Source organism: Lactobacillus sp. UMNPBX19 (genome assembly GCF_002553805.1).
GTDB lineage: Bacteria > Bacillota > Bacilli > Lactobacillales > Lactobacillaceae > Lactobacillus.
Genome location: NZ_PCYR01000037.1, coordinates 1 through 11751, shown reverse-complemented (window position 1 = coordinate 11751; position 11751 = coordinate 1). Strand labels below are relative to the sequence as shown.

Annotated in this window: 12 protein-coding genes and 2 pseudogenes; all 14 read right to left on the bottom strand. The window is 35.9% G+C overall.

Features of this window, described 5'->3' with window-relative positions; all coding sequences use genetic code 11:
* Positions 1 to 472 precede the first annotated feature (472 nt).
* A complete protein-coding gene (gene mobV / locus CP370_RS08340) occupies positions 473 to 1708 on the bottom strand; it encodes a MobV family relaxase (RefSeq protein WP_087713205.1) in 1236 nt (411 codons plus the stop codon).
* 462 nt (positions 1709 to 2170) lie between these two features.
* Positions 2171 to 2632: an HXXEE domain-containing protein gene (locus CP370_RS08335; RefSeq protein WP_087713206.1), complete on the bottom strand. Its 462-nt coding sequence runs from the start codon at positions 2630 to 2632 to the stop codon at positions 2171 to 2173.
* Positions 2633 to 2754: 122 nt separating this feature from the next.
* The gene (locus CP370_RS08330; protein WP_087713207.1) at positions 2755 to 3252 is read right to left on the bottom strand and encodes a helix-turn-helix domain-containing protein; all 498 of its coding nucleotides are present in this window, start codon (positions 3250 to 3252) and stop codon (positions 2755 to 2757) included.
* A gap of 168 nt (positions 3253 to 3420) precedes the next feature.
* Complete coding sequence (locus CP370_RS08325) at positions 3421 to 3813, bottom strand: helix-turn-helix domain-containing protein (RefSeq protein ID WP_087713208.1); 393 nt, start codon at positions 3811 to 3813, stop codon at positions 3421 to 3423.
* A gap of 669 nt (positions 3814 to 4482) precedes the next feature.
* The gene (gene bcrD / locus CP370_RS08315; RefSeq protein ID WP_087713209.1) at positions 4483 to 5313 is read right to left on the bottom strand and encodes a bacitracin resistance undecaprenyl-diphosphatase BcrD; all 831 of its coding nucleotides are present in this window, start codon (positions 5311 to 5313) and stop codon (positions 4483 to 4485) included.
* Positions 5313 to 6062 carry an ABC transporter permease gene (locus CP370_RS08310; RefSeq protein WP_000933358.1) on the bottom strand — a complete coding sequence of 250 codons (750 nt, stop codon included), beginning with the start codon at positions 6060 to 6062 and terminating at the stop codon, positions 5313 to 5315. The genes bcrD and CP370_RS08310 overlap by 1 nt, the downstream gene beginning before the upstream one ends.
* Positions 6055 to 6972 carry a bacitracin ABC transporter ATP-binding protein BcrA gene (gene bcrA, locus CP370_RS08305; protein WP_087713210.1) on the bottom strand — a complete coding sequence of 306 codons (918 nt, stop codon included), beginning with the start codon at positions 6970 to 6972 and terminating at the stop codon, positions 6055 to 6057. Before bcrA ends, CP370_RS08310 begins: the two co-directional genes overlap by 8 nt.
* Positions 6973 to 7151: 179 nt before the next feature.
* Positions 7152 to 7766 (bottom strand): bacitracin resistance transcriptional activator BcrR, encoded by a 615-nt coding sequence (gene bcrR, locus CP370_RS08300; protein WP_087713211.1) that lies wholly within the window; start codon positions 7764 to 7766, stop codon positions 7152 to 7154.
* Positions 7756 to 7854, bottom strand: a pseudogene (locus CP370_RS08295) (DNA-binding protein); the annotation flags it as partial. The gene bcrR and the pseudogene CP370_RS08295, both read right to left, overlap by 11 nt.
* Positions 7855 to 7904: 50 nt before the next feature.
* Positions 7905 to 8495 (bottom strand): site-specific integrase, encoded by a 591-nt coding sequence (locus CP370_RS08290; protein ID WP_075140143.1) that lies wholly within the window; start codon positions 8493 to 8495, stop codon positions 7905 to 7907.
* Between the two features lie 223 nt (positions 8496 to 8718).
* Positions 8719 to 9180: an N-acetyltransferase gene (locus CP370_RS08285; RefSeq protein WP_087713212.1), complete on the bottom strand. Its 462-nt coding sequence runs from the start codon at positions 9178 to 9180 to the stop codon at positions 8719 to 8721.
* Positions 9181 to 9222: 42 nt separating this feature from the next.
* Positions 9223 to 9855 (bottom strand): annotated as a pseudogene (locus CP370_RS08280) (restriction endonuclease subunit S); the annotation flags it as partial.
* Positions 9843 to 10487 carry a hypothetical protein gene (locus CP370_RS08275; protein WP_087713214.1) on the bottom strand — a complete coding sequence of 215 codons (645 nt, stop codon included), beginning with the start codon at positions 10485 to 10487 and terminating at the stop codon, positions 9843 to 9845. The pseudogene CP370_RS08280 and the gene CP370_RS08275, both read right to left, overlap by 13 nt.
* A complete protein-coding gene (locus CP370_RS08270) occupies positions 10480 to 11634 on the bottom strand; it encodes a RepB family plasmid replication initiator protein (protein ID WP_087713215.1) in 1155 nt (384 codons plus the stop codon). Before CP370_RS08270 ends, CP370_RS08275 begins: the two co-directional genes overlap by 8 nt.
* Positions 11635 to 11751: the final 117 nt, after the last annotated feature.

Sequence of the window (11751 nt, the reverse complement as noted above, 5' to 3'; positions counted from 1 at the left end):
TGTATTATCAAATCTTTAAAATTTTATAAATGTCTAACTTTTCTATGGCACTTCAATTTTCTTTATGCTTTTTATTATAACCTATACACCCACTTTTATAAATGAGAAGTGGGTGTATACATAGTATTTTGTGGGTGTATACATAGTATTTTGTGGGTACATAATCTTGTAAACCATTGATAATACTGACTTTATAACTGCGCAAAAGAACAAAAGATTAAAATATAAAAGATAAACTTATAATAGGCTGCGCCTTTTTATTGATTCAATAAAAAACAAAACAAAAGAACACGGTGTACATAATTTGGTACAGGGTGTTCTTTTTGTTTGGCATTATTTTAAATAATGGATTACTGGTTATGTATCCGGATTACGACTTATTAAGCCAATAGCGACGTTTTAAGTTACTTAATGCTTAATTCTACGTTGAATGGTTTAAAACGCTTAGACGGGCAAATAAGCCGTTATAACGTTAAAGACTTGGTCCTTTAAAAATATCACGCGTTAATTCAATGATTCGATTAATTAATGCTTTAACTTGTTCAATGCCCCAATCTAACCTAGTCGGCGCTATTTTGGTGTCTGGATCTTCTCGCGCTATCATGAGGGTATTTAACCAGGAATTGGCCGTTTTCTTATTTTTTGTAAGTTCCTCATGATCAAGCTTATAAAGCACATAGCGTGCTTTAACATCACTCGTTTTCATACTGTTCACACCATAATCGTTTTTAAGCATATCACGCATAGCATAATCCAGCTGTTGCTGGTCTCGCTGCCGCTTCTGAAGTACTTGATGCGTTTCTTTCAGGTTTTGATAGTCTTCTTGGACGGCTGCTAGCTGCGCTTTGACTTGTCCTAAGGTTTGCTTGAGTTCTTCCGTCTCATTCTGGCTTTGTAAGGTGGCTTTCTTCATCGTGGCTAACACACTTTTAAAGCGATCTAAGTCATCTGGTTTAAGCACCGTCTTACCAAAGAGATTTTTAGATAAGTCTTGTTTAAAGTCATCAATTTGTTTTTCGGCTAAGTCCACTTCCGTTAAGGCTTGAGCCGTGATTTTAAGTACGGCCTGTTTAGCACGAATATTGTCTTCAATATCGGCTAGTTCGATTTTTAAGGCGTTAAACTGATCATTGTATTTTTTGATTTCAGCGACATTCTCAAACGGTAAGGTTTTGTTATTTAAAATCCCTTGTTCATAAAATGGCAGCACTTTTTTTAAATGCTGATCTAAATCCTCATGAAAGGTTTGCAGATCATGACGCGTGAGCACTTCTTTAGCGGAGACTTTATAACGCGCTTTTTTATCATCAAAAACCACTGGGACAAAGGCATAGTGCAAGTGAGGGGTTGTCTCGTCATAATGCACGACAGCGGCCACGGCATTTTCTTGACCGTAACGGTCATTGAGAAAATTGCTGGTTGCTTCAAAAAAGGCGCTCTGTTGCTCGTAGGACGCTTCTGCGAGCTCTTCAGGTAAAGTGACAATCCAAGTGGCTAACGCCTTCACATCGTCTCTTTTCATACAATAAACGTCATTTAAACGCTCATTGAAGCGTGAAAGCATATCAGAACCATCCGCCATGAGATCTTGATTCAGATAGGATTTCGACACATCAATTTCTTTGTTGGTGTGATGGTCAGTTTTACGTTCAAAATGAACGGCTAGACCGGGAACTGAACCACGCGTATTTTTCTTTAAATGCGCCATCAAAAATGCCTCCTCGAAAAAGGTTTTCCAAGACCAGTATAACACCGTTAAAAATCTGGTATAGCCTGTTATACCAAAATAATATTTTGGACAGGCTCTGCGAGGCACGTCATCGACAATCGATGACAGTAGCGTTTCCCCTTCCTACTGGGGAAACTGCTATTTTACAGCGCCTATTATCCGGCTTGCAAAACCTCCGGCGGGTCACGCCGTGACGGGGCAATTTATCATTGCAGGATCACCTTCAGTGAGAGCATGTCATGCAGAACGCTACCCGCGTGGGGCAAGCTGGTGTCAGCTTAACCACATAAAAAATAAGTTGAGATAGTACGGATGTCTATCCCAACTTATTTGCAAAGCCTATATAATCATCATGGCAGTCAAAAATAATGACCGCTATTAAGCCTGCTGACACTATTGAACATAATCTAGCATTTGCCAACAGAACATTAGTCATTATCTTTATAATCTATTTTTATATAAATTCCACATTTCATATAGCATACCTAATAAGGCATATATGATTATTAGTGGAATCGCTAATAGATGGTTTGATATTATCAAATAGATAATCACTAGAAATGACATAATATAGCCGAGAATACCGGTTACTAAGCCTGGAGAATAACTTTTAGATTTAATCGAACCTATAACATGTGTTACTAGGGCATTCCATGCTAAAAAGCTACTAGCAATTAATAAGCCGCCGGTATTGTTATTTCCATGAGAGATAAAATAATAGCAACTGTTTATCAAAACAATTAGAAAAGCAATGATATTAACTCGCCAATAGTAAGCAGGGGACTGTTGGCTGAGACTTGGTCGATAGGAATGATACCACGCTATGAATCCACCAGGGAAAAAGAATTCTTCAAAGCAATGAATCAAATATAAAATAGGTAATGCGAATGCAATATAAGACATGGTATGTACTCCTTGTTTAATCTAAATAGATATTAGCATAAATCCGTGGAATGACGGCGCTCCAAAATACCATTAATATATTCCGAGCTATGGGTTGTTTCCACCAAAGAAAATCGTCAATGTTATTGCTTTTTTTCTGTCTTTAAATCACGTGTAAGTGGATATTTTTCATTCATTTTCAATCGCCAGTTCGATTTCATGTATTTCATGATGCAAAGACTTAAAAAAAAGAGTCCCAACCATAAAATTCCTAATATACCTTGGATATGTTCTGGAAATTTATCTATAAAAGCTGCTAATAGAAGAATTAGGATAAATATACTTAATATTTTGATGTTAAAGATTTGTTTTTCTGATTTTCGTTGTTCAATCTGTTTCGTTTGTTCCTTAGCTAAGTAGTTAATCTCCTTTTCTTTGTTTTCATCGCTAACACTTTCGAATAATTCAGTTACAGATACATTCAATGCGTTTGCTACTAAACGTAATGTTTCTAAACTAGAGTCATCACCAGCCTCTAGTCGCTGAATCGTTCTGACACTCAAATGACTTAATTCAGCTAATTTTTCTTGTGTTAATCCTTTTGACTTTCTAATTAGTGTAATACGCGTTTCGTGACTCATACATTTTTCTCTCTTTCACTAATGATTTTATAAATAATTATAGATATGTGTTAAAAGAATTAACACGTCATCAGTCCGACAATTAGGCGACAGGTTACTGACAATACTTAGTTATCATGCAGACTTCTGCCCGTCTGGGATAATCTCGAGACGGTTTAACCACAATAATTAATTTTTGAAGTTCCTGATGAATTCAACAATATAGTCACTAAAACTTATTATTGAAAATCCAAGCAAGAGACCTAACATAGATAACTCATTTGATAAAAAGATCATACTAGGCACAATAAATAAAGCGCCAATCAAAATAACAATATTTTGTAAATTATACTTGATAAGAGAGTTAGATCGAGGTGTGCATTTTTGTTCATCGCGCATAAATTCATCGAGTGGAATATTAAATAGGTTGGAAATCATAATGATATTTTCTTTGTCAGGGTAACTTTTATTCCTTTCCCAATTTGATATAGCTTGATAGGAAACGTGTAAAGACTTAGCTAAGTCAGATTGCAACATTTTGTTAGATTGACGTAAATGTTTTATTTTTTCACCTAATTGCATATGATCAACTCCCATTGCTTATATATTTAATACAGAGCTTAGCAAAGTTCAGGTTGATAAGTCACTAAAGTATTTTTTTAGTATAAGAGCAAGAGTAGTAGGCTTTATGGTAGCGTATGCGGCTTTGGTAGGCTTGCTCTGCCTTGCGATATTCTTCAAAGATGTTAAATACCTCATCGGGAATGTCAATATATGTGTCCACAGTTATGTGGGAATAGTAATCTTTCAAGTTTATTTTTTTCATAGTTGTACCATCCTTTCAAATTTTGGTTTAGTGCGAATTTGAAAGGACGGTGGGGGTGAACGACACCGGGGGTCTATATACGCAAAAATGCCAGACTGAAATTCATAAAATCTCAATCGGGCATAGGTGTATTTGTTTCGTATTATGTAGTTTTTATTTTCGTGTTCTTGCCCGTAATCGTCCCACAATGTGGTAAGGATTTTTTTGATAAATTACCAAGTGTTAGGGCAAAAGAAAACACGGCGATACCTCCTTGGATACCGCCGTGTTCCTATCAGTCGTCATTGGTTTGTGTAAACGCAAAGAAACGGCGGCTCTGAAAATCAAAGCCACCGTTTCATAGGCGTGAAAATATGTCTGCTGTACGACGGCTTTTTTCTTTTGCTGTCGTGCGGCAGATTATTGCTTATGGAATTGTTTTTCTATCACATTACTGTTATAAGTACAACAAGTATACCAAGCACAATTCGATACCAACCAAACACCTTAAAATCATGTTTTTTGATAAAGTTCATTAGGAATTTAATTACTAAGACAGATACCGCAAATGCCACAGCCATACCGAGAACAAGAGCGAGCAGTTCTGCACTTGTAAATTCAAACCCGAATTTTAACAGCTTAAAAGCACTTGCTCCAAGCATAGTAGGTACTGCGAGGAAAAAAGTAAACTCTGCTGCTGCCACTCGTGAAACTCCTATGAGTAAAGCACCTATAATCGTTGCTCCCGACCGTGATGTGCCGGGTATAAGTGATAACACTTGAAATGCCCCTATCAAGATTGCTGTTTTATAGCTGATGTCAGAAAGTGCCATAGTAGTAGGAGTACGCTTTTTATTCCAATTTTCTATGAGAATGAATAACAAACCATAAAAGATTAACATGATTGAAATCACAATGGGGGTTTGGAGGTAAGCATCCAAATAATCATCAAATAGAATCCCCATAATAGCTGACGGTACACAAGCTACCGCAACCTTGAACCACAACGAGAAAGTATCCTTTTTAACAATTGACTGTGCTTTGTTCTTAAATTGAAAGGGAAACATCTTGTTCCAAAACATTACAACCACTGCGAGTATAGCTCCAAGTTGAATAACAACAAAAAACATTTCTTTAAATGCTTCGCTCATATTAAGTGTGATAAATTTGTCCGCAAGAATCATATGTCCTGTGCTGCTGATAGGTAGCCACTCAGTAATACCCTCAACAATTCCAAGAAAAATAACTTTTAAAATTTCTATAAAATCAAGTACCATTATTTCAAATCCTCCTTTTTAAAATGATGAAAGGTCATAAGAAAACCAACTGCTGATACAAGAATAATAATAGATACAGACAGCAGTGTAGGATAGCCGGTACTCTGAAGTTTACCCTGCACCAAGAAATAGGTGGCTGTCCACGGATACAACGCTCCCCATTCTTGATTTGAAAGTGCGGCACTTCCCATGACAATCACGGCAGAGCCAATCATCGGGGCGACAAATCCTTTTGTTTTCATAGCAACAAACACAAAAGGAGAAACTGTTAAAAACATCAGGATACTGCCAAACAAAAACTTGGGGAGCCATACTATTGCCACTAGTAAGCTATATCCCTCCAATGTAAAGACAGCGTGATATAGCCCACAAGCGATAAATATACCTGCCCATGTTACAAGGGTGAGCATAACAATCCAAAGAAGCAGGGTGCAAAATTTTCCAATTAATAGTTTTGTCCTTGAAATGGGTATGGGCAATATGGTTTTGAGTGTGCTTTCTGTGTACTCTCTGCTAAACAAGTAAGCTGCAATTGCCACATATATCATAATGTTTACCAGCAGCATGATATACAGTACACTGTCGCTGTATATGTCAGACAAGGTAAAGATAATCTCCGGCTTATCAAAATGTGTTTGCAAGGCTTCTATTAACATCAAAAGTGGGGTAGATAATACCCCTGCCACACTAATTAGCACCATTTTTGAACGCTTTAGTTTTAATAATTCACAAGAAATAAGATTAAGCAATACCGCCACCTCCAATCAGTTTAGAAAAGTAGTCCTCTAAGTTTTCCTCACTATCATCTATCCTTGTCACGAGCAGTCCATTTCGTGCAAATTCTCGATTGATTTCTCCAACACTTTGGCTAAAGTCATAAATTCTCACCGTACCGTCCTGCACTGTAAAATCCGTCATGTGGTAGTGGCTTTCTAAAATCTTTCCAGCTATCTCACTGTCAGATAAATCAAATTGAATGTATTTTCGATTCCTTTTGTGAAGCTCGGATATATTCACTTCCTCTACTAAATGCCCCTCGTGCATAACGCCGATAATATCTGCTATCTGTTCAATCTCGCTTAAAACATGGCTTGAGATAAAAATGGTAATGCCATGATTGTGACTAAGTTCAGATAACAATGAGCGTATTTCAACTATTCCAATGGGGTCAAGTCCGTTAATCGGTTCGTCAAGTATTAAAAGCTCTGGCTCGTGCATAATGGCGGCGGCAATACCAAGCCGTTGCTTCATTCCGAGGGAATAATCGGAAAAGACTTTTCTTTTCTCTTTATGCAGCCCCACAACTTCAAGAGCTTTTTCTACTCCACTTTTAGATACTCCCCCTCGCAGTTTAGCGAGAATTTGCAAATTCTCATACCCTGTTAAATTACTGTAAAATCCCGGTGTTTCGATAATAGAGCCTACTTTGCTATAAAGGGTATGGATATTTTCCTTATAGTTTGTGCCAAACAAGCGTACCGTTCCCTCCGTTGGGAAAGCAAGCTGCAACATCATTTTCATTGCTGTGGTTTTGCCTGCTCCGTTTCTGCCGAGCAAACCATAAATTTTGCCCTTTGGCACATGAAGATTTACCTTATCGACAACGGTGGCTGTTCCGTATCGCTTCGTAAGATTTTCTGTTTCAATGATATAATCCATATTTGATTCTCCTTTCCGTGGGTTGCTGTTCTTGTTTTCGCTGACCACAATTTTATTATCCACGAGTATTGCATAGAAGTCAGAAATCTACCGTCACAATGCCGACACAATAGATGTCAGCACGAAAAAAGCTCCGACACTTATCGTGTCAGAGCCTATTTTAAAGGGTTTATGGCATTTTACTTTGTTTGGGTTTGCTTTATCCAGACAAATATTTTAGCAACAAATAGCAGAAACATAAGGGCGGTTACATAGGATTGTCTTGCCGCAGCGAAGAAGCAGATAAAAAGCGTACTCAGCACGAGAGAGCATTTTGTGATTATGTTGCTCCATGATTCCTTTTCAAAACAAACACACATCAGTTTCGCTATCCCAAGTGCAATCAAAACAATAAAAACAATCCAATAGATTGCAAGATATATTGGGGTAGTGTCTGTAAATGAAAGTAGATTGACAGAATAAATATATCCGTCAACAAGGTTACCATACAACGGCAAAAGTATAAAAGTAACCGCCATCATATCTAATATTCCATAAATTAAACTGTAAATTTTTTTCAAGTTGGAACGATTTTCAGTTTCGGCAAGTGTAATCAGTTCTTCGCCCGATAGCAGTTCATCTATGGTCACAGAAAAGAATTTAGAAATACACTTGAGCGACTCAATGTTAGGGTAACCCTTGCCGCTTTCCCATTTTGAAATGGCTGTTCTTGATACATATAATTGCTCCGCAAGTTGTTCCTGCGTTAAGTTCTTTCCAGTCCTAAGCTGTTGTAGCTTTTCATTAAATTCCATGATTCTCCTCCTGTTTGTTCCTTGTTTTCATACGTCCATCAACGGGTTTTTCTGCATCTTTTGGTATCATCCATGCACGACCAAATTTTAGCTTGATCAGTCACTAAAGTATTACTTGAGTCTAATTAGGGCATGAGTTTACCCAAAATCAATTTGATCTAACATGGTTTCACGACTTGCTTGATCTAAACCAAGATAAGTCAGCGTCATAGCCTCACTAGAATGATTTAATAAATGCATGACTAGACCAATGTTGTAATTTGATTGAGTATAAACACGATAGGCGCCTGTTTTACGCATGGTATGCGTGCCTAGATAGTTAATGCTTAGTAGATCGCCAACACGCGCCATCACTTTATAAAACTGTTTCTCGGTGATATGTCGATCAGTATGGGCTGTCGAGGGGAATAACCACTCAGAATTGATATTTTCTTGAACCAGCCAATCATGATATTGCAACAAGTCTTGCTGAACAGGCTTTAAATATAACGTGTTTGCTTTACCGGTCTTTTTATCATGAATAAAGGCTGTATTTTTGACAGAGCCGTCTGGATTATAGACATCTGATTTTTTTAATGTCATGACATCACTCACACGTAGTAGCGTGGCCTTACCAACTTGAAAAACGGTGTAATTTCGGCGACCAGCACGGAAACTATCGAGAAGTGTATCTTGTACCATCTTTAAGACGTTGGAGTCTTTGATGGGTAGGACAATTTGTTGCGCCATGATTCATATATACCTTTCTGAAATTAAATAATTAATTAAATAAATAATTAAATTGTTTATTTATTGATGACCAGGACCTTATTTCTAAACTTCTTTTATGGTTTATTATATCACTTAACAAAAAAACAGCCCTCATTATCTACTAGTCAGATAATGAGGGGTGTTTTAATAGTCTTTCCTAGGGGTTATTATATAATTATAGGCCCTAACAGGAAAACAAGATTTATTTAAGAACTTTTCTCAAACGTATCATGTCCCTTAAAACAAGACCATTTTCAGTAATCTCTTTATCATAGTGAATTGTAAAGAAATTTTGATCAACACCAACAACGCGGAAATCACATTTTTGATAAAGATAAAGTTGTCCGAAGCTAGTTGTACCAGTTCCAATTTCAAGACACTTGTAATTATTGTTTCGCGCATATTTTTCGGCAAAAGTAAGAAGTTGCTGCCCAATTCCTTTGTTTCTTTGTGTTGAAATTACGGCAATGTTCACAACTTCTAGTGTTTCGGGGTGTGTAGGTAAAAGAATCAACACTCCTAATAATTCATTGTTATAGGTTGCCTCAAAACAAAAAGAACGGTTCAAATACTTACTTATTAATTTTTCATTAGGATCTGCTTCAAGTAACAGTTTATAATGCTGTTCTGTTAGTTTATTTAGTGTTTCAATATTTAAATTCATCTTTTCTCCTAATGGGAATTTTTGTAATTTTAGACCCTAAACGAACATCTTTTGTAAAAAGCCTTTTTTCTGTTCTTTCAACAACTCTAATTTACGTTGATGAAGAGCGATAGTATTATCCAGTTGTTTGAAGAATGAACCGATTTTTTCTTGTTCATCTACTATTTTAGGAACAACTAGTAGAGTATTAAAAAAATCAGTAGGTGCAATATTTAGTAACCCGTGATTACGAGCCCCTTCTGCTGCATTCTTAGAAACCTCCCGGTACCATCTAGTGGTATCGTAATATGAAACTAGAAACTGAGAATTAATTTCCGTAGGTCTAAAGACTATATAAAGTGTCGACAGAACGCCCATATCATACTTATCTAAACGCTTAATAGCCCCCCATGGATATCCATTTGAATAACTTTTATTATATGCAAACTCACCATTTTTAACTAAAAAATATCCAGTAACATCACGACTGGCTACTTGCTTATTGAAAAAATCGTTTTGATCTACTAAGCCATCTTGTGCAGATATTGTTAGTCGAAGAGTTGACTCATTATTTTTATTTTTTCTAGTAACACGCTCCGAAATGCTAGACAACTTACGCTCTTCCCAATCATCCGTGAATCCTTTAAATCGCAATTCTGGAACTTTCTTTTTAACTGAATCATCTATTTTCGCCATAGTCCCCACCATTTCCTTGGTTTTTCTTGTTCTTCTATCCTTTTTTGATCTTTGATTTGTTCCTGCAAATTTTCCAACTTCTCTTTAAGAGCGTTAACTTCATCTTTATATTGATTGTCTAAGTGTTTAAATTCTGTTTCCTGTGAGGGCATTTTGAGAACTTTTAATCTGTCGTTTTTTGCTTTGTATTCTTCTAACAACTTTTTATCTTGTAAGGCTAATCGTTGTTGCTGGTCTAACAAATTTTGCGTTTGTTTTTGTGCTTCCACTAAACTTTTTATTTGTTCATCTTTATTGATATTTTGAGATTCAAGATATTCAATTTGGTGTTTAAGACTGTTTAAATAGCTATTTAAAGTGCTGTTTAATTCAACACCTTCAACACTTGTATTTCCTTTTATATTAGTGTTTTCTTGGTGTTTAACGGTATTTAACTTACTGTTTAAACTACTGTTTAATTCAATACCTAGATTTTCTTTTATTTGTTTAACCGCTGAAGCGGTTAATAGCTTCATATTATTATTTCTAACTACATATTCGCTTGATATTTTAGAAACTTGATAATGAATTTTATTCTTGCTAACTCCTAACTCATCTGCAAGTTCTCGAATTGTTTTTAAATTTTCACTCATGATCTATATCCTGCCTTTTAACGATTGGTAGATACTGTTCAATAGATTTTTTAAGATACTTAGCAATATTCTTTTTCGAATAGTCATCTTGTTTGTCTCTGATATAGGCTAAGTGTTCTTTCACGCCCTTTAAACCACGTAATTCTTTTAATTCGTCATAAAGTGGATATACATTTTTCTGTAACCCTGACAAAATAGTCGTATCCGTTAAATCAATATATGACAATAAAAACTGCTCCATAAGTAACTTTGTATAGGGACTTTTTATTGCCTTAACAGTCAACATATCTTCTGTCTCTTCTTGACGTATCTTACCGTCAATATAAGCTGGGTCATATTGTTTGTAACTGATATCATCAGCCACTTGTTTTTTAGTGATATGAAAGATAATACTATCAATACTCCGCCCTTTTTTGAGCTTTTCGTAAGTTACATTGAAAGTTGTGCGTTTAGTAATTTCTGACAATGGTTCATTCAGTACTCTTTTTTCAAAATGATCAAATCGTTTATATTCATCAATTGTATCTGTCATTTGACGTAAATCTCGCATGCTTATTTCGGGATTACGGTAACTTTCAACCTGTTCCTCTCTCCGTCCACCTTTAACGCTGTAATGCTCGTATTGATTGTAATTCATCGACAACCAACGATACAAAATTATTGCATATTTGCTGTTCAATTCTGCAATATCTGACAAAGCATGTTGCGTAAAATTATTTTTGAGATTAATTAGATAAGGCATAATTTCACGATGAAATTCAATTTTTACTTCGTCATTATAATCTGTCCATTCCACATACGGGATTGGTACAATACTAATAAATTTAAACCCTTTATCTTGTTCTTTTTTAATCTGAAAAAAAGCTTGTTTCTGCATTTTTTCAACGGCTTCTTTAAAACGACTATGTTTGTTGCTATCATCAACTTGAAAAAAAGCAAACATTTCTTGCTTTGATAAATACACTGTTTGATCTTGAGGTGGATTGTCGGTATCAATTAGAGAAACGGCCAACTCAAACATTTTGAGTGGTGTCTTATCCATTTTGGCAATGGATGTGATTAAACTATTATGTTCAACCACTTTTCGTTTGGACAGTTCATTCAAGCTCTGCACCTGACTTGCGTTCTTTTCTGGTAGAATAGACATATAAATACGCTCCTTTGTGCGTGTTATTGAAAAAGCATAAAGAAAAACTTCTAGACAGGATTTGAAGTGCCTCATAATTGTTAGACATAAAATCTAATAATTATGAGGTATTTTTTT

Bases quoted from the DNA above. Each gene is read 5' to 3' on its own strand.
- CP370_RS08270 (WP_087713215.1), bottom strand. From the start codon at position 11,634: ATGTCTATTCTACCAGAAAAGAACGCAAGTCAGGTGCAGAGCTTGAAT.
- CP370_RS08290 (WP_075140143.1), bottom strand. From the start codon at position 8,495: ATGGCGCAACAAATTGTCCTACCCATCAAAGACTCCAACGTCTTAAAG.
- CP370_RS08325 (WP_087713208.1), bottom strand. From the start codon at position 3,813: ATGCAATTAGGTGAAAAAATAAAACATTTACGTCAATCTAACAAAATG.
- CP370_RS08275 (WP_087713214.1), bottom strand. From the start codon at position 10,487: ATGAGTGAAAATTTAAAAACAATTCGAGAACTTGCAGATGAGTTAGGA.
- CP370_RS08330 (WP_087713207.1), bottom strand. From the start codon at position 3,252: ATGAGTCACGAAACGCGTATTACACTAATTAGAAAGTCAAAAGGATTA.
- bcrA (WP_087713210.1), bottom strand. From the start codon at position 6,972: ATGGATTATATCATTGAAACAGAAAATCTTACGAAGCGATACGGAACA.
- bcrD (WP_087713209.1), bottom strand. From the start codon at position 5,313: ATGGTACTTGATTTTATAGAAATTTTAAAAGTTATTTTTCTTGGAATT.
- CP370_RS08335 (WP_087713206.1), bottom strand. From the start codon at position 2,632: ATGTCTTATATTGCATTCGCATTACCTATTTTATATTTGATTCATTGC.
- CP370_RS08285 (WP_087713212.1), bottom strand. From the start codon at position 9,180: ATGAATTTAAATATTGAAACACTAAATAAACTAACAGAACAGCATTAT.
- mobV (WP_087713205.1), bottom strand. From the start codon at position 1,708: ATGGCGCATTTAAAGAAAAATACGCGTGGTTCAGTTCCCGGTCTAGCC.
- bcrR (WP_087713211.1), bottom strand. From the start codon at position 7,766: ATGGAATTTAATGAAAAGCTACAACAGCTTAGGACTGGAAAGAACTTA.